Annotated in this window: 16 protein-coding genes and 1 tRNA gene; 7 read left to right on the forward strand and 10 right to left on the reverse strand. The window is 55.3% G+C overall.

What is annotated here, in order from left to right; translation table 11 throughout:
- Positions 1-38: 38 nt before the first annotated feature.
- Genes ACR0CR_RS02845 through ACR0CR_RS02855 form a run of 3 tightly spaced genes read right to left on the reverse strand, consistent with a single transcriptional unit; the run spans position 39 to position 2691 of the window.
- Positions 39-1358: a TRAP transporter large permease gene (locus ACR0CR_RS02845; protein ID WP_480596546.1), complete on the reverse strand. Its 1320-nt coding sequence runs from the start codon at positions 1356-1358 to the stop codon at positions 39-41.
- Positions 1355-1927, reverse strand: a complete 573-nt coding sequence (locus ACR0CR_RS02850; protein WP_480596548.1) for a TRAP transporter small permease subunit — start codon at positions 1925-1927, stop codon at positions 1355-1357. Before ACR0CR_RS02850 ends, ACR0CR_RS02845 begins: the two co-directional genes overlap by 4 nt.
- Before the next feature lie 8 nt (positions 1928-1935).
- Complete coding sequence (locus ACR0CR_RS02855) at positions 1936-2691, reverse strand: N-formylglutamate amidohydrolase (RefSeq protein WP_480596550.1); 756 nt, start codon at positions 2689-2691, stop codon at positions 1936-1938.
- A 156-nt stretch (positions 2692-2847) separates the two neighbouring features.
- Here ACR0CR_RS02855 and ACR0CR_RS02860 point away from each other — a divergent pair, with 156 nt between their 5' ends.
- Positions 2848-3717, forward strand: a complete 870-nt coding sequence (locus tag ACR0CR_RS02860) for a MurR/RpiR family transcriptional regulator (RefSeq protein WP_480596552.1) — start codon at positions 2848-2850, stop codon at positions 3715-3717.
- 840 nt (positions 3718-4557) lie between these two features.
- On the opposite strand, the gene ACR0CR_RS02865 is transcribed toward ACR0CR_RS02860, so the two are convergent.
- Positions 4558-5232, reverse strand: a complete 675-nt coding sequence (locus tag ACR0CR_RS02865) for a TIGR04283 family arsenosugar biosynthesis glycosyltransferase (RefSeq protein WP_480596554.1) — start codon at positions 5230-5232, stop codon at positions 4558-4560.
- 73 nt (positions 5233-5305) lie between these two features.
- On the opposite strand from ACR0CR_RS02865, the gene ygfZ reads away from it, so the two are divergent.
- The gene (gene ygfZ, locus ACR0CR_RS02870; protein WP_480596556.1) at positions 5306-6043 is read left to right on the forward strand and encodes a CAF17-like 4Fe-4S cluster assembly/insertion protein YgfZ; all 738 of its coding nucleotides are present in this window, start codon (positions 5306-5308) and stop codon (positions 6041-6043) included.
- 107 nt (positions 6044-6150) lie between these two features.
- The gene (locus tag ACR0CR_RS02875) at positions 6151-7098 is read left to right on the forward strand and encodes an ABC transporter transmembrane domain-containing protein (RefSeq protein ID WP_480596558.1); all 948 of its coding nucleotides are present in this window, start codon (positions 6151-6153) and stop codon (positions 7096-7098) included.
- 46 nt (positions 7099-7144) lie between these two features.
- Here the strand turns inward: ACR0CR_RS02875 and efp are convergent, their stop codons facing one another.
- Complete coding sequence (gene efp / locus ACR0CR_RS02880) at positions 7145-7708, reverse strand: elongation factor P (protein ID WP_480596560.1); 564 nt, start codon at positions 7706-7708, stop codon at positions 7145-7147.
- A gap of 219 nt (positions 7709-7927) precedes the next feature.
- Between efp and ACR0CR_RS02885 the strand changes: the two genes are divergently transcribed.
- Positions 7928-8248 carry a DUF6280 family protein gene (locus ACR0CR_RS02885; protein ID WP_037310273.1) on the forward strand — a complete coding sequence of 107 codons (321 nt, stop codon included), beginning with the start codon at positions 7928-7930 and terminating at the stop codon, positions 8246-8248.
- A gap of 72 nt (positions 8249-8320) precedes the next feature.
- Here ACR0CR_RS02885 and ACR0CR_RS02890 read toward each other — a convergent pair whose 3' ends face one another.
- Positions 8321-8890, reverse strand: coding sequence for a cobalamin biosynthesis protein CobQ (locus ACR0CR_RS02890; RefSeq protein ID WP_480596562.1), 570 nt, complete (start codon positions 8888-8890; stop codon positions 8321-8323).
- 59 nt (positions 8891-8949) lie between these two features.
- Between ACR0CR_RS02890 and ACR0CR_RS02895 the strand changes: the two genes are divergently transcribed.
- Positions 8950-10407 (forward strand): cobyric acid synthase, encoded by a 1458-nt coding sequence (locus tag ACR0CR_RS02895; RefSeq protein ID WP_480596563.1) that lies wholly within the window; start codon positions 8950-8952, stop codon positions 10405-10407.
- A 3-nt stretch (positions 10408-10410) separates the two neighbouring features.
- On the opposite strand, the gene ACR0CR_RS02900 is transcribed toward ACR0CR_RS02895, so the two are convergent.
- The 3 genes from ACR0CR_RS02900 to ACR0CR_RS02910 form a co-directional block, all read right to left on the reverse strand.
- The gene (locus ACR0CR_RS02900; RefSeq protein WP_480596565.1) at positions 10411-11205 is read right to left on the reverse strand and encodes a hypothetical protein; all 795 of its coding nucleotides are present in this window, start codon (positions 11203-11205) and stop codon (positions 10411-10413) included.
- A 74-nt stretch (positions 11206-11279) separates the two neighbouring features.
- On the reverse strand, positions 11280-12698 hold the full coding sequence (locus ACR0CR_RS02905; RefSeq protein ID WP_480596567.1) for a TolC family outer membrane protein: 1419 nt from the start codon (positions 12696-12698) through the stop codon (positions 11280-11282).
- A gap of 95 nt (positions 12699-12793) precedes the next feature.
- Positions 12794-13447 (reverse strand): protein-L-isoaspartate O-methyltransferase family protein, encoded by a 654-nt coding sequence (locus tag ACR0CR_RS02910; RefSeq protein WP_480596569.1) that lies wholly within the window; start codon positions 13445-13447, stop codon positions 12794-12796.
- A 223-nt stretch (positions 13448-13670) separates the two neighbouring features.
- Here ACR0CR_RS02910 and ACR0CR_RS02915 point away from each other — a divergent pair.
- Both ACR0CR_RS02915 and ACR0CR_RS02920 read left to right on the forward strand, forming a co-directional pair.
- A tRNA-Cys gene (locus ACR0CR_RS02915) sits at positions 13671-13744 on the forward strand.
- Between the two features lie 163 nt (positions 13745-13907).
- Complete coding sequence (locus tag ACR0CR_RS02920; protein ID WP_480596571.1) at positions 13908-15323, forward strand: tyrosine-type recombinase/integrase; 1416 nt, start codon at positions 13908-13910, stop codon at positions 15321-15323.
- Positions 15324-15327: 4 nt separating this feature from the next.
- Here the strand turns inward: ACR0CR_RS02920 and drt5 are convergent, their stop codons facing one another.
- Complete coding sequence (gene drt5 / locus ACR0CR_RS02925; protein WP_480596573.1) at positions 15328-16794, reverse strand: antiviral reverse transcriptase Drt5; 1467 nt, start codon at positions 16792-16794, stop codon at positions 15328-15330.
- Positions 16795-16948: the final 154 nt, after the last annotated feature.

Here is a 16948-nt window from a genome sequence, read left to right on the forward strand (position 1 = left end):
CGTTGAAGTTTTTCGTGCCTCTTTTGCGGGCATTCTTGTTAATTTCCATAAACATAGCCAGGCAGCCAAAGGGCAATTTCCGGGAAGATCATGATGATCGTCAGCGCCAGAACCATCACCGCCACAAACGGGAAGATCGAACGGTAGATGTCCCGCAGCGTGATCTCGGGCGGGGCCATGGCGCGCATCAGGAACAGGTTATAGCCAAAGGGCGGCGTCATATAGGCGATCTGGGTGGTGATCGTATAGAGCACCCCATACCAGATCAGGTCAAATCCCAGCGCGCCGACCAGCGGCACGTACAAGGGCGCCACAATGACCAGCATCGCCGTGTCGTCCAGGAACGTGCCCATGACGATAAAGCTGAGTTGCATCAGGATCAGGATCATCCACGGCGACAGACCCAGTTGATCGGTGAACAGGTTCTCGATGGCTTTGACAGCGCCCAATCCATCGAAGACAGCACCAAAACCAAGTGCGGCGAGGATGATCCACATGAACATGCACGAAATCGCCAGCGTCTGCTTGGTGCAGTCCTCGAAAATCTTCCACGTCATACGGCGTTTCAAAACCGAGACGACCAGCGCGGTCAGTGCCCCGATGGCCGAGCTTTCCACCAGCGAAGTCCAGCCATTCACAAATGGCACCATCATCGCGGCAAAAATGATCAGCGGCAGAGCCCCTGCCCCCAGCAGCCGGATTTTCTCGGCCATCGGCACCTCATGCGCGTCCTCCATCGCCGGCCCTAGATGCGGCTGGATGCGGCAGCGAATCCAAATGTAGAGGATGAAAAGACCCGCCATCATGAGGCCCGGCAAAATCCCGGCCAGCCACAATTGTCCGACCGGTTGCCTTGCAATCATCGCGTATAGGACCAAAACCACCGAAGGCGGCACCAGAATGCCCAGACTGGACCCGGCTTGAATGACCCCGGTCACCATCGTTTTGTCATATCCGCGTCGCAGCAGTTCCGGCAGCGCAATGGTCGCGCCGATGGCCATTCCAGCCACGCTCAGGCCGTTCATGGCCGAGACCAGGACCATCAGGCCAATCGTCCCGATCGCCAGCCCGCCATTCACCGGCCCCATCCAGACATGGAACATCCGATAGAGGTCATCAGCCAGGCGGCTTTCCGACAGCACGTAGCCCATGAAGATGAACATCGGCAGCGTCAGCAGCGGGTACCACTTCATCAGCTTCATCGCAGCCGAGAACGTGATGTCCTGCCCGCCGGTCCCCCACAAGGCCAGAGCCGCAACTGTGGCGACCGCCCCGATCGCGCCAAAGACCCGCTGACCTGTGAACAGCATCAGCATCATCGACGCGAACATGAAAATGGCGATGTATTCCTGGCTCATGCCCGACGAACCTCGATATCCTGCCCGTTGATCCGGGCTATGTCTTTGAAAAATTCCGAGATTGCCTGAAGCAGCATCAGGAAAAAGCCGAACACCATTATTGCCTTGATCGGCCAGATGTAAGGACGCCACGCGGTCGAGGAACGCTCTAATCGGCCGATCTCTTCACTGCCGGTCAGCAACCCTGTGAAATACGAGACCGGAGCGTCGCCCCAATACCCAAGGCTATAAGCGGTAGACCCCAAGCCGCCGTAAAACAGCACGCCGAGATACAAGATCAGCAACAGGACCGTGAAGGCATCGAACCACGCTTTCTTCTTGTGGCTCCAATTGTGATAGAACAGGTCCATCCGCACGTTCGATCCCAGTTGGATCGAATACGGCCCGCCCATGATGTAATAGGTCACCATCGCAAACTGCGCCATTTCCAGCGTCCACAGCGATGGAAGAAAAAACGTCTTGGAAATCGAGGACCACAGCAGGATGCCCATCATCACGAACAGGCCCCACATCATGACCCGTCCGATCCGGTAGTTGACGGCATCGACAATCCGAACATATGCGCTCATGGCTCGGATCACCCTGCTGCCCTCTCATCGAAATCCGCCAGTGTGCGGGTGATCCAGGGGACAAGACAATCACTGGCTTTGCGCTGCTGTTCAGGCGACTGGATCAGGTCATTCCTGATCTCGACCATCACATTCAGCAACCCATTAGGCAGGGCTTGCGCGTCCAGCGTATGGGCGACCCCATCTGCGGCAGAGTACGGCTCATTCAGGCGCGTCACATAGGGGTTGTCGGCCGAATAGCCCGCCATCATGGCGCGCGCGAAACGATCATCCGCGCCGTGTAAAATGCCAAGCTCAACCTGTCTTTTCTGACCCAGATACACAGGCGTGAAACTGTGAACCGTCACCATCAACTCCAGCGAGCTGCGATGGGCGTCGATCTGTGTGGACACGGCAGACCGGAACGGCTCATACACATGGTCAATCCGTGCCTGACGCTGTTCCGGCGACATCGCGGCGTTGGCCGGAATGTCACAATTTTCACTACGAATGGGCATCGCCCCCGCCGAGTTCGGCGGACGGTTGCAATCGTAGACCAGCCGCGAAACCCCGCCGTAAACTAAAGGCGCTGCCAATCGCGCAGCCATCAGCCTTGCCACCGCCAGCGCACCCGGATCCCATGCGATATGGCTGTTTCGCGCGGCATCGCTCAGCCCCATATCACCAAGAGCCGCGGGGATTCGGTTCGACGCGTGCTCGCAAACCAGCACAACCGACGGCGCGCCGCCTGCTTTTTCCGTATGAACGACTGTTCCGAAATCCACCCTGCTGTCCTGCGATTCCAACTGTGACGCGTTGTGGAAAAATTTCCACACTCCTCAAGCACCTGTCAATAATTTTCCTGAAAAATTTCCACCACTCTTGATCTTGATGAAAAATTATTCACACTGCGACCTGAACATAATGCGGAGGAGCATGCAGTGCGGGTGACGGACAGGTTGTTGGCCCATCGGGACAAGATGACCCCATCCGAGCGACAGTTGGTCAGCGTTCTGCTGGACGACTACCCGATGGCCGGGTTGGGCAGCATCACCGAACTGGCAAGTGCTGCGTCGGTTTCGACTACGACGGTGGCCAGAATGCTGCAGAAAACCGGCTTTGACGGGTATCCCCAGTTTCAGGCCGCACTGCGAAGCGAGGTCAAAGAGATGATCTCGAACCCGATCGCCAAACGCGATGTGTGGAAAAGTGATCTGCCGGAAGAACACATCCTGAACCGGTACTCACAACAAACGCTCGCGAACCAGAAACGTACGATTGACGAGGTGGACCCCGAGGAGTTTGACAGTTTTTGCAGCCTCTTATGCGATCCGAACCGACGGATATTCATCACCGGCGGGCGCATTACCGGCACATTGGCGCAGTATCTTTACCTGCACTTGCAGATGATCCGCCCCGATGTGCGCCTGCTGCCTGTCGCGGCCTCGTGGACGCATGACTTGCTGGACGTGCGCAAGGATGACGTGCTGATCGCGCTGGACGTCCGTCGCTATGAGAACGCCACCCTTCTGATCGGCCAGTTGTGTCATGAACGCGCCGCCGAGGTCGTTTTGCTCACAGATCAGTGGCGCTCACCCATTCACAGGTTGGCCAAGCACACATTTGCAGCGCGTATCGCGGTACCCTCGGCCTGGGACTCGATGGCCTCGATCCTCACGCTTATGGAATGCGTCATCGCCGAAGTGCAGGAACGGCTTTGGGATTCGGTGAAAGAGCGCACAGATGAACTGGAACAGGCCTTTGACCGCACCAAGCTGTTCCGGAAATTCGGCCAAAGCTCAGGCTCTTAGCGGTCAAATAGGCGGTATTTCTACAACTGCGCGTGAGGAGTGTTGCCAGTCGCACGGCGGACCGTCACTTTGTATCCATGACCTTTGTGACCGAAAACCAGCTGCCTTTGCTGATCCTGTTCTTTATGATCGGATTGGTTGGCACCGGCTTTTTGTTCCGCAAACCTGCGGGGCACCGCGCATGGAAGCTTGCGGATCTGGTTTGGGTTGTGTTGGGCGGCATTGGTGCATTGGTGGCTGTTCTGGCGGGGCTATACACGTCGGACAGTTCAAGGTTGGACCGCCAGATCGATGTGGCATACGCAGCCACCCTAGCCTTTGATCGCGACGCTGCGCGATTTCGCTTGCGCTTCTGCGACCCGGCCTATGACCCGGATACGGCAGTCCTATGCGACAAGGTCGAGTTCCTGTCGGCATCGACAGCCAGCAATTCCGAGTTGCCGCTGTTCATAGCGGTCACAAACGAGGTCGCGCCTCTTCAGGGATTGCAGTTTCTGTTTGGTCGGCAAGACCAGGACGATATGGATGAAATGCGCGAGATGACTGCCAAAGCGGATGCATTCAATATCGACCAGTTCCTTGTATTCACCACTTTGGACGACGCGACACAGTCCGCCATCGACAATATGCGCCGCAAGGTGCCCGCGATCGCCGGAGACTATCTGATCCTGGCACAAAGCTACGATGATCTTGTCGAACAGGTCAGCAAGCTAAAGGACGAGTGGGAATATCTGCAGGCCAACGCGCACATTCTTGTCCTTCAGATCATCGCCTTGTGTCTTGTCAGTTTTGCGGCACCGTTTCGCTTGGGCAAATCGATCGTTGAACTCAGAACGACGCTTAGCGCCGGTAAGACCGCGCAAGCCGATCCGGATCAACGCCAAGAAAATAGCGAGCCAGAGTCCAAAAGTTCCGAGCCCCCCTCCGAACCCAACCCTCGCGGGTATAGCGTTCCGCACTCGTAACAACGCGCGTGGGCAGCAACTGAGCACGAGGCAATGCTCGGATGATTGCGACATCTTCCATCAAGGGCTGATCAGGAAAACCACCGGTTGCTTTGTAGGTCCTACACGGCACCAAAAGACCCTGATCTCCATAAGGCAGGCCGAACAGCCGACTGCGAAGATTGGCCCATCCGGCGACCCAGAAAGGACCAAATCCGCGCGCACGAAAGGACAACTTGAAAACGGCAGGACGGTTGGATGTCAGATGCTCGGTGACAGTGTCGGTCCAGCCTGGCTGCAATTGCGTGTCCGCATGCAAAATCATCAGCCATTCGCCTTTGGCCGCGTCGCAACCACGCCGCAGTTGCCCCCCGCGTGACGCCGCGCCGATCACGATTTCGGCGCCCGCCTCATCTGCAATTTCAAGGGTGTTGTCCGTCGACCCGCCATCGGTGACGATCAATTCCCTGATCAGCCCCGCATGGACCCCTTCCATCAAGGAAAGCAGCGTCGCAGGCAGTTCCCTTTCTGCGTTCAGGGTCGGGATCACGATGCTGATCGGAGCGGACACGTCTGATACCCTCTGGTCATGGCGGCGCCAAACCCTATATCACGGGACCGAACCAAATGACGAGGACCAACCCATGCCCAACCGCCGCCTATTGCGCCTGACCGGGACGGAAACCGACAGCTTTCTGCAGGGTCTGATCACAAACGATGTTCAGCGCCTGGACGATGGGCTGGTCTACGCCGCGCTTTTGACGCCGCAAGGCAAATATCTGGTGGACTTCTTTCTCAAACGCGACGGGGCGTCGGTGCTGCTGGATGTCTCGGACAGCCATGCCGATGGTCTCGTCAAACGGCTGTCTATGTATAAGTTGCGTGCAGATGTCGCGATTGAAGAAACTGACCTGAACGTACAACGCGGAACCGGTGACACCCCCAAAGGTGCCCTGCCCGACCCCAGACATCCCGACCTGGGCTGGCGTGCCTATTCGCCTGATGCAGAAACCGATGACGGAACCGACTGGGATGATATCCGCGTACGACATTGCATTCCTGAAACAGGCGTGGAACTGACGCCCGACAGCTATATCCTGGAATCCGGGTTCGAAGTCCTGAACGGGCTCGATTTCAAAAAAGGCTGCTATGTCGGGCAAGAGGTGACGGCGCGCATGAAGCACAAAACCGAGCTTCGAAAAGGGTTGCGAACAGTTGATCTGGTTGGCAACGCGCCTGTTGGGACCGAGATCTTTTCTGAAGGCAAACCGGCTGGCATTCTGTTTACCCAATCGGGCGACAAAGCAATCGCTTATTTGCGTCTGGATCGGGCCAAGGGCGAATTGACGGCAGGTGACGCGAAACTAACTTTGCCAGAATGAAAACGTTACCGCTTCGGCACGCGGCAATCAGGGATCTGCCAATTCGCATTTGACCTGGCGCAGGCCAACAGTATCACTGGGTTCTAAAAACCGTTCCGGGAATGGGTATGTTTCGGCTGTATACCGCGATCTGGCGCGCCAGCGCCGGTCGGCAGATAATTCTGATCGTGCTGTCGCTGGCGATCGCTGCGCTGGCCGCAGCCCCGTTGGAATTTCAACGCGACATCATCAACCACCTGACTTCCTCGGATATTCAGGCCGACCACGTTCTTCTACTTGGTGCGGGCATGATGGGGGTCATTCTTCTTAGCCTTGGTCTCAAATGGATGTTGGGATACCGCGCCGGTACGCTGGGAGAGGATCTGATCCGGCTGATCAGACAGCGGCTTTTAGTGCGCACCATCGATGTCGGCGAAAGCGGGCAAGACGTGGCCAAAGGCACCATGACCACGGCTATTTCAGCCGAGGCTGAAGAATTGGGAAAGTTCGCCGGCGGCGCGTTCTCTGACCCTGTCGTGCAGATCGGGACGCTGATCAGCGTGATTGCCTATATTTCTTCGACCCAACCCGCTTTGGGTCTGATTGCGCTGTCGATGATCGCGCCTCAGATTGTCATCGTTTACCTGTCGCAACGCAAAGTGAACACGTTTGTTGCCGCAAGGGTCCACATACTGCGCAACGCAACCGATAAGATAACGATCGGGGACATTCGCGCCGCGTCGGATGACATACAACGTCAATTCGATGACATTTACGAAACACGGCGCCAGATGTTTCTGTGGAAACTGTCGGCAAAATTCTTGCTCAGCGTCATCAACGGAGCCGGAACCGTAGGAATTCTAATGCTGGGCGGATGGCTGGTCCTGCAAAACAAAACAGACGTGGGCACAGTGGTCGCGGCGACCACCGGGCTGACGCGAATTCAGGGCCCCAGCGCCTTTTTGATCGCCTTTTATCGGCAGGTCAGCGTAAACCGTATCAAATACGAACTGCTGCTGGAGTTGTTTGGCGACAACCCAGCGCAGTATCGGCGATTGCAGCCTCATAAGAAATAGGGCCGACAAACGGCCCTAGTCCTGAAAGATGATCCCGTTTCGGGGTTTATGCGCGCTCGGAATAGTCCATGGTTTCGGTGTTCACGACGATCATTTCGTCTTGCCCGATAAAGGGCGGCACCATCACCTTGACCCCATTGTCCAGAACCGCAGGTTTGAACGAGTTTGCTGCGGTCTGACCTTTGACCACCGGCTCAGTCTCGACAATCTTGCAGGTCACCTTCTGGGGCAACGTCGCGTTCAGCGCCTCGCTTTCGTAAAATTCGACCACGATGGTCATGCCGTCCTGCAGAAACGGGCGACGTTCGCCCAGCAAGTCCGAAGGCAGCTCGATCTGCTCGTAGGTCTCGGAATCCATGAACACCAGCATGCCGTCGGATTCGTAAAGAAACTGCTGGTCCTTCTGCTCCAGGCGCACGCGTTCGACTTTATCCGCCGAGCGGAACCGTTCGTTCAATTTGGACCCGTTGCGCAGGTTGCGCAGTTCGACTTGCGCAAAAGCGCCACCTTTCCCGGGCTTTACGTGATCCACTTTGACCGCCGCCCACAGTCCGCCATTATGCTCAAGCACGTTACCGGGGCGAATTTCGTTCCCATTTATCTTGGGCATGACATAAATCCTTCACAAACGGTTGATGCGTCAGTTTCGGTCCCTATATCTGGCGGGATCACACCTGGCAAGACAACGATACCTTGTGCTGCACACGCAGCGAGACATGCAGATGACGCAACGCAGCTATGCATTTTTGCTGTATCCGAATCGCGCCTAATCGGTCATAAGGACCGTCACGCCGAAAATTACAAGAGCAAGAACAACAAGGATGACGAGATGAGAGATTTCGTTGACGGCACCGCCTTTAACAATGAGCAAGGAAACCGCGCTCGGAAACTGTTTGCGGCTGTCGTACTGGCTGCTTTGGACGATGCCATTGCCGATGACAAGAAGTACGGCAATGGGCCAGAGCAGATTGCCCGCTGGGCTCGCTCGCGCGATGGGCGCGAAGTGTTGTCTTGTGCGGGTATCGATCCGAACGAACGCGTTGTCAGCGGGTTGATGGAGTTTGTGGGCCGTGGCGTCCGCACCTCGGTCGCGTTGTCGCGTGAAGAAAGCGAGCGTCGCAATGCCGCTCAGCAGGCCGAAGCGGCCTGAACAAAACTGCAATTGTCGGAAAAAGCGCGCTTCTGCACCCGGAGCGCGTTTTTCTTTTGCACATCGCACAGCCTAGAAAAACAAGATCCACTGCCGCGCCACCCAGATCTCGGCGGCAAGCAAGGCAGCAAAGAACAGCTTTGCGCCAGACGTTATGCCACGCCGCCAGAGAGCCACATAGGACACAATGCAGGCGACCAACGCGAATGGCGCGACCCATAGCGCATGGTGCGCGCTGTCCCAGTAGCTGACCGGACTGTGAAATACCCATGAGCTGAATGGCCATAACTGCGGACGCCCGTCCCCGGCATGGAGAAAAAAGTCCAACGCCAGATGAAGCAGCCCCGCCCCTGCCACAATCTTCAAAAGCGGCCAATGCAGCCAAAGCGCCAACAACAACGCAGCTCCCCAAAGGGGGAATGAGTTATCGATGGCGAAAACGGTCTGCCACTCAGCCGAATAATAAAGTTGCCCAAAGACGACCTGCTCGGGGATGCCCAGCACGAACAAAGACACCCCAGCCAATATGTAAAGCGACGCGTCGGGCAAAAGCGACCCGACCAATGCCGCACCCAACACGCGACCGCGCGCTGGTCTGGCGAAGGCCGCAGCGCCGATCAAAAGATGCGCAGGTGTATTCATCTGGGCTTTCCCTTTGCAATCAAATCAGGTCATCTGCGCGTCAGCATAGGAGACACCTCATGGCGCGGTCCATCATGATTCAGGGCACTGGCAGCAATGTCGGCAAATCGGTTCTGGTCGCCGGTTTGGCCCGCGCCTATACACGCCGAGGCCTCAGGGTTGCGCCGTTCAAGCCTCAGAACATGTCCAACAATGCCGCCGTAACCGAAAACGGCGGCGAGATCGGACGTGCGCAAGCACTACAGGCCTGGGCTGCGCGGCGTCCGACGCATACGGACATGAACCCGATCTTGTTAAAGCCGGAAACGGACACCGGGGCTCAGATCATCGTTCAAGGCCAGCGGGCGGGCACGATGAAGGCAGGTGACTACCGCAAGGACAAATTTAAGTTGCTGACCGCTGCGCTGGAGAGCTTTGACCGGCTGTGCGCTGACGCCGATCTGGTCCTGGTCGAAGGGGCTGGAAGCCCGGCTGAGACCAACCTTCGCAAAGGCGACATCGCCAATATGGGGTTTGCCTGCGCTGCAGGAGTCCCAGTCGTTCTGGTCGGCGACATCCATCGGGGCGGCGTGATCGCTCAGATCGTCGGGACCCAGGCGGTGCTGGACGAAAACGATCTGGCAATGATCCGAGGCTTTGCGGTTAATCGGTTCAAAGGCGACGTTTCCCTTTTTGACGAGGGTCGCGACGATATCGCATCGCGTACCGGCTGGCCTTGCCTTGGGGTTGTTCCGTGGTTTCAGGACGCGTGGAAACTCCCCGCCGAAGATATGATGGACATCCGCTCACACTCTGGGGGGTCATGCAAGATTGTCGTTCCACAATTGGAACGGATGGCCAATTTCGATGACCTCGATCCGCTCTCGGCTGAACCGGGGGTCACTGTTGAAATCGTCGCTGCAGGTCGCCCCCTGCCCGGCGATGCGGATCTGGTGCTGCTACCGGGCAGTAAGTCTACGATCGGAGATCTTGCGTATTTCCGCGCCCAAGGGTGGGACATTGATCTTTTTGCACATGTTCGGCGTGGAGGGCACGTGCTGGGCCTGTGCGGAGGTTATCAGATGTTGGGGCACACCATTTCCGACCCGCACGGCGTCGACGGCCGCCCCGGAACCGTTGACGGGTTGGGGCTGTTGGACGTGTCCACGGTGATGGAAGGCCAGAAGCAAGTAACTTTGACTTCCGCAACAGCAGTTCCCGGTGGTCAGTGTGTCGAGGGGTACGAAATCCACATGGGTCGCACCGAGGGACCGGATTGCAATCGCGCTTGGCTGAAGATTGATGACCGTCCAGAAGGTGCTGCAAACGGCAACGGGCGCATTCGCGGCAGCTACCTTCATGGGATTTTCACCTCGGATGCATTTCGCGCGGACTTCCTGGCGAAATTGGGAGTGAAATCAGAGGTGAAATATGAAGATGGCGTGGATCAGGTCTTGAACGACCTGGCCGATCACCTTGAACTTCATATGGACTTGGATCTGCTGCTGTCTCAGGCCGAGACACCTCGACCCCGCTGATCGCTATTCGACTTCGCGCGCGGCGATTGCGCGGTTTATCTCCCGACGAACCAGCTTACGCAAGTTCCTCGTGATCCGTTCACCCAAAGCACCTTGCAGTTCTTCACGCACGATTTGCGTCACAATCTGTCGCAGTTCTTCATCATCAAGTGACAGACCGGGTTTTTGAGTGCTTTCCAAAGTTTCATCCTTTGCCGCGCTGTCTGTCCCTCGGATGAATGGCATGGATGGGTCAGAACCCAGGGCACTTTGCGATTCCGGAGGCCAAGCCACTGAACGCGTCCTTGTGCCCGAATACGCATCATCGCTTTGCCCGTCGGGTTCCCATTGATCCTCGGTCCGGGCAATCGCCGCCTCAAGGGCTTCGATCTTCGCGCTGAGACTGCCGGTCAGGTCGCGCTTTTCTTCGTCAGGCGCCGCGTCGACAGATGCCGTTGTTGCCGCCTCGTTAACGGCACTGGGTTCAGATATCGTGTCACGCTTAGTCTCGGAAGCAACGGCGTCGCAGGGCTGCAGTCGCATCGGTGCCGCGGGCGTGCCGGTCGTGTTTGCCGCAGTCTTTGGCATCTCTTTCGAGACACTGTCCTGCGGCCTCAACTTAAGTGGCGCGGACTTGCTTTTGGCCGGAAGTTCACTGTTGACCCGTAGCGCATCTGTCAAAACCAACCTGCCCGGTTTTCGCGACGGTGGTGTCGGGACAAAGATGAACTCTGATTCTTCCCGAACCTCTTCGTCCACCAATCGCTTAACCGACGACAGGACGTCCTCATTCTCCGATTTCGCAACCGTATCTGACATTTTTCTCTACCGCTCATAGCCTTGGTCCGATTGTAACCAATCCGACCCAGCGCTACAACCGATAGTAATGCGCATCACTCGCGCCGCAAGGCCTTGAGCACCCGATCCAGATCACGGCTTTGCTTGCTAACTTGCGACGGAGCTTTCTTGACCAGGTTGTAATAAAGCGTCGGGTCATAGATCTGCACGGCCAGCCCAAGTCGTTCCGCCGTCAAAAGACCTTGTGCCTGCAACAGCTGATATGCCGCCAAAGAACGCTCGGTCCGCGACGCAACTTCGGCAAGTTGCGCATCCAGAAGGTCCTGCTGTGCGTTCAGAACGTCCAATGTCGTCCGGGCACCCAAAGTGGCCTCTTCCCGAATGCCGTCAAACGCGACTTGCGAAGCACGAACCCGCTCAGTCGACGCTCTTAGGCTTGCCGACGCTGCTTGAAAGGCAGCATAGCGATCGGCCACACCCTGAGTGATGTCCTTTTGCACGTTCAGCAGATTCGCCCGTGAAGCATCTCGCGTCGCCATCGCGCGCCGCACTGCGGCCGCCAACCGGCCACCCGCATAGATCGGCTGAGTGAAATTCAGCGATACCGTTCCATCGTTGATATAGTCGTCATTGTCATAGCTTTCAGTAATGCCCGCATCGGCATTCAGACTGACATTCGGGCCCAGATTGGCGCGCTGCTGCTGAACGATCAGGTCCAGCGCCCGCACCTGATGCTGGGCCGATAGAATTGACGGGTGATTGCGCTGCGCCAAGCCAATTGCATTAGACTCAGAGCTTGGAAGGTTGGGCAGTCTCGGCTGACCTGCGGTACGGCCCGGGCTTTTGCCGACCGCGTTCACATATTCCGCCTGCGCAATGCTCAGATCACCACGCGCAACAGCCAAATCCGCCTGAGAACTTGCCAACTGAGCTTCGGACAAAGCAACGTCAGTGCGGGTCACTTCACCGACCTCGAAGCGGTCCTGCGACGCCCGGAGTTCCTCGGCCGAGACCTCGACGTTGTTCAACCGGATTTCGACGGTTTCTTCCTGTAACAGAACACCCAGATAGGCCGCTGCGGCCCGGATCAGGATTTGCTGTTCGATATCAATCAGGGACTGGCGGGTCGACAGAACCGTTTCCTGAGCAGATTGCTTGCCCAGAATCGACGCACCGCCATCGTAGAGCAACTGGCTCAGCGTCAGGCCCGTGAAAAAATTCGAAGGTTCGTTGGTCGTGACGACCGATCCGGAGCGAACGCGGGTGTAATCCTGACTGACCTGAGCGGTCCAGTTGATGATCGGTCGCAGCGCGGAAAGCGCAATGGCAACATCTTCGTCCGCCGCTCGCAGCAGCGCGCGGTTCTGCTCCAAAAGGCCGCTAGTGTTATATGCACCTATGAACGCATCGGTCAGGTTATCGGCCCAAACCACCCGTCCAGGCAGCGCACTCAATGCAAAGCCAGCCGCCAAAGCAACGGCCCTGACCAGCTTTCCTCCAGCCGTCCCACGCATACCCAAATCCTCTCAAATCAAAATTACGCAATCACCTGAGCAGTTTGCGCCTAAGTTTTCAAGTAATCAAGATTGCAAAATAAACTACTAGCTGACTATAGCGAAAATGCACACTCGGCGCAAAAGGCCGGAATAACCGGAGCACTGGCGTTGAAAGCATAGCGCCACGTTACGCGTCCGGACGATTTATGACCGACGCGAACGGTGCCCAAATCCCCTTCCATGAACAGGCAAACGATCCGGCCATGTTCCTTGATTTGATCCAACAGCGCTTCGGGCAAACGCTCTACGCCGCCCTGCACCATCACCACATCGTAGGGGCCGTGTTCAGCCGCGCCCTGCGCCAGAGGTCCCTCGTGGACGATGGCATTGTCCACGTCCGCCTCGGACAAAATTGTCTGCGCCTCTGCGGCAAGGGCCTCGTCTTCTTCAACCGCGACCACCAATTGCGCCATCCGCGCCGCTACCGCCGTAGAGTATCCAAGTGCGGGAGCAATATCCAAAACGACCTCGTCGTTGGTAATATTTACCGCATCCAGCATTTTTGCCAGCGTTCTTGGCTCCAGCAAGCAGCGTCCCTTGCCCAACTCAATCAGCTCACCGACATATGAGGCTTCGCGCTGCGCGTCAGGTACGAAATTCTCACGCTTGACGGTCAGCATGGCATCGATGATGGGAAATTTGGTCACGTCCGAGGGCCGAATTTGCGTATCGACCATGGTGTGGCGCCGGGCTGAGAAGTCTGTCATTTGCTCGCTCGTCTTTGGATCGCGTGTTCGTTTGGCTTTTGCCACATACTTATCTGTGCAGCAACGGCCCAGAGCCGGATTCTTGCCCGACATCGGCACCAGCCCTATTTGACCTGCGTCGGATGAGTGCGAACCCAATTCAAACGATATCCTCTGGACGTTCCCCCAGAAAGCTGTTAGAACCGCCCCCACACCACAGCAAGTGATTGATTTTACTTGAAAAGGCGAGTTGGCGGAGTGGTGACGCAGCGGATTGCAAATCCGTGTACACCGGTTCGATTCCGGTACTCGCCTCCACAACATCTTGTAAAATTCGCCAAATGTCAAAACTCGAACACAAGATGTAGTCGTGCTATTTTCGTGCACAATTCGTACACAGTCCGCGTGCAGATTCGACTGCATTTTGAGACCTTTTGCCGTATACTCAGGAAAAACAGGCAACTAGGCGAAGCAGCACGCGATGAGCTACGGCGTTACCACTGTAAATGTGCACAAAAAACTGAAGCTGGATAAGCGCCAGGGCAGCGAAAATTGGTACGTGCGGTTGACGTTGGACAACGGCAAACGTGTTGTGAAAAGCACAAAGACAGACGACTTAGAGGAAGCAAAAGAGCGCGCAATTGAGTTGTACCACGAGACCAAAGCGCGCATCAAAAATCACCTCCCCGCTCAAACCCGCAAATTCAAGCACGTAGCTGAGTATGCGATTGCGCGAATGCAGCGCGAACTTGATGAGGGCGGCGGCAAGCAGGCTTACAAAGATTACTTCTCAGCGCTGCGCATTTGGCTCATCCCGTATTTTGGGAACACAGATGTAGCTAAGATAGATTTGGCTGCGCTGACGGCTTTTGATGCGTGGCGCACTGAGACGAACAAAAAACCATTCTCACAAAGCGGCATCAACAATCACAATGCAGCACTGAACAGAGTTCTGGACGAAGCGGAACTGCACGGCTGGATCGTAAAATCTATGCGCCCCACACTGCTCAATAAAGGTGTCAAAAGCGAAAGCAGAGGCAGCTTCACGGACGCAGAGTACAAGAAGATTTATACGGCGCTGCGCACTTGGCACAAAAAGACGAAAGACAAAAAGGCAGCGGCAACTCGTGAAGTGTTGCAGAACTACGTGCTGTTTTTGGCAAACACTGGCGTGCGACATGGCACAGAGGCGTTGCGGCTGCGTTGGCGCAACATCGAATGGCAGGAAAAAGACGGCGAGCGCTACTTGCTTGTGAACGTAGACGGGAAAACGCGAAAGAGAAGCGCAGTGGCGCGAGATACAGTGGAAGACTACTTGGACAGACAAAGTAAGCTGAACCCCAATCTCAGCCACGACAGCTTCGCTCAGCTTGTCGCAGCCAAATCCAACGAACTTGTTTTCACGACGCGCTTGGGCGCTGTTGCAAACATCGCGAGCTTAAACCGCGCATTTAATGCGCTGCTGGATGACTTGGGTTTAAAAGTTGGCGCTGATGGCAAATCCCGCACTCTGTACAGCTTGCGGCACTACTACGCGACACGTGACTTGAAGCGCGGCATCAGCACACACGCTTTGAGCAAACAAATGGGCAACAGCACGGCGATGCTGGACAAGCACTACAGCAAGTACAGCCCATTGCTTAACGCTGAAATGCACAGCGGACGCGACATGCGAAAAAGCCCAAAGAAAGAGGCGATGGCAAACGGCGGCGGTGTGGTGGAAACGGCATTCAATATGCTTGCAGCGGGCAAACTAGATGAATCAGGACTGCTGGCGGCTTTGGGCGTTGAACGACAGAACTACGTGGTGACAGAAGAGATTGCGATGAAGGCGCTGGCGGCAAAGAATGACGACTTGATAAAGGGCGAAACTTTGCTGCGGATACTGAATGGGTAAAGTGCTACGCCATGATGTCCTTTATCAACTTGTTCATGGGCGACGAGTTCGCAAAATACTCAAGTTTGTGGTTTCTAGATATTGGAAGCAAATCTCTGTGCCCCACCGCACTAGCCCATGCCAACCAATCTGATCTCCCTGCCACCAAATGATCATCCCGCAACTCAATCAGACCATAGCGATTGTCTGAAATTTCCAGAATTTTCGCCTTCGAAATGGTCGTTGCATTTTTATGGTTGTACAACGCATCAATGATCTCAGCAGTCTTTTCCAAGCCTAGCAAGTGGTCTTGCAGAATCCATGCAAACCAAAACAGCTGGTATTCTTGCAAACTGTCCGTCCTTGCAGCCTCAAGTACAAAATTTGCAATAAAAGTTTTGTCTGAAATATAACGAGAAAAGGACCAAATGTTCTTAGCAAGATGAGGAAAAGCAATGGCGAACTGACTGATGTACGGCAACACTTCCTCTGGATGGTCACGGAAAAGGCTCAGAATTAGTTCCGCATCTTCTTCTTCTAAATGATCAGCCTTGAGCAAACCCCTAATATATTCGATCTCCTCCGCACTCATCTGAATAGCCTCAACCGCAGCATCAAGATCGTCCATGTACAAGTGCAACGCAGCCTTACGTCGCTTCTTAAGCAAATCTGCTTTTATATCGTCCACCGTTTCTTCAACCTTGATCCCTGACGAACCAACGATTGAGGTTTTGTTTGGATTAACTGACAGACCTTTTTGACCCAGCAACTTCTGCACAAGGTAAAAGTCCTCAGCTAAGTCCTGTGCATTGTCTGAAAACAGAACAAAGTCATCCATAAAGCGAACAACAGCTTTCGCTTTAAGTCCATGATGCTGCTCAATGAAACGTAAGAAGTCGTTTCCAACCATCTTTGCTGGATACATACCCTGCGGCCAACAATCTATGCTTCGCCCAGAATTGCTTTGTCTCAGGTACGTTCCTAAGGCGTTTACATCTGCACTGCTTGCTCCCACTTGAGCGAACCAAGACACGATATCATGATGGTAAACACTGTTGAAGTACGAGGCCACGTCAAAGCTTATTGAATGCTGATACTTTTCTGAGTAGGCGACCAGTGCCTTTTTGTAACCTGAATATGATGCAGTTGCGCTAAGTGGATCTCCGCCTTCAAACCTATATCCAAAGTGCTTTTTGTCTTCTGAATACGGTTTGCGGAACTTAGATTTATTTTTAAAAACCAATGAGTAAAGAAAGTGCTCAGCTACGGGGTCCAGTTTTACAGTTCTGCGCAAATGCCCCCGTGGCTTGGACGCATAAACGCGAGTTTGCGCTAAGAACTGGTACGCTTCATCATCATCTTTCTTGCTTAAACACCTTTGCGCGTGCGCCTTTAGCGCCGCGTCTCCCTTCTCGAATAGTACCTTGGACGTTTCCATTGGAAAGAGTGTGCTGGCAAAGTCGTACAAGAAAAACTCTTTCGCTGAGTGCATGGAATTATCACCTAACAAAATTGATCAAGCTGCTCTCTATAGCAGAATTGAGAAAACGCAGGAACGCCTATAGCTTGCATGCTACCAAAGTTCCAATTGCAATTGTGGGGGCAAAATTGAATAAACGCAACCACTTGGGCTGCGTTCTCCACTG

It is taken from the genome of Ruegeria sp. AM2 (genome assembly GCF_056540685.1).

Excerpts from the sequence above, each read along its gene's own strand:
- ACR0CR_RS02845 (WP_480596546.1), bottom strand. The coding sequence starts at position 1,358 with ATGAGCCAGGAATACATCGCCATTTTCATGTTCGCGTCGATGATGCTG.
- efp (WP_480596560.1), bottom strand. The coding sequence starts at position 7,708 with ATGCCCAAGATAAATGGGAACGAAATTCGCCCCGGTAACGTGCTTGAG.
- ACR0CR_RS02890 (WP_480596562.1), bottom strand. The coding sequence starts at position 8,890 with ATGAATACACCTGCGCATCTTTTGATCGGCGCTGCGGCCTTCGCCAGA.
- ACR0CR_RS02875 (WP_480596558.1), top strand. The coding sequence starts at position 6,151 with ATGTTTCGGCTGTATACCGCGATCTGGCGCGCCAGCGCCGGTCGGCAG.
- ACR0CR_RS02910 (WP_480596569.1), bottom strand. The coding sequence starts at position 13,447 with ATGACAGACTTCTCAGCCCGGCGCCACACCATGGTCGATACGCAAATT.
- ACR0CR_RS02895 (WP_480596563.1), top strand. The coding sequence starts at position 8,950 with ATGGCGCGGTCCATCATGATTCAGGGCACTGGCAGCAATGTCGGCAAA.
- ACR0CR_RS02905 (WP_480596567.1), bottom strand. The coding sequence starts at position 12,698 with ATGCGTGGGACGGCTGGAGGAAAGCTGGTCAGGGCCGTTGCTTTGGCG.
- drt5 (WP_480596573.1), bottom strand. The coding sequence starts at position 16,794 with ATGCACTCAGCGAAAGAGTTTTTCTTGTACGACTTTGCCAGCACACTC.
- ACR0CR_RS02850 (WP_480596548.1), bottom strand. The coding sequence starts at position 1,927 with ATGAGCGCATATGTTCGGATTGTCGATGCCGTCAACTACCGGATCGGA.
- ygfZ (WP_480596556.1), top strand. The coding sequence starts at position 5,306 with ATGCCCAACCGCCGCCTATTGCGCCTGACCGGGACGGAAACCGACAGC.
- ACR0CR_RS02920 (WP_480596571.1), top strand. The coding sequence starts at position 13,908 with ATGAGCTACGGCGTTACCACTGTAAATGTGCACAAAAAACTGAAGCTG.
- ACR0CR_RS02885 (WP_037310273.1), top strand. The coding sequence starts at position 7,928 with ATGAGAGATTTCGTTGACGGCACCGCCTTTAACAATGAGCAAGGAAAC.
- ACR0CR_RS02900 (WP_480596565.1), bottom strand. The coding sequence starts at position 11,205 with ATGTCAGATACGGTTGCGAAATCGGAGAATGAGGACGTCCTGTCGTCG.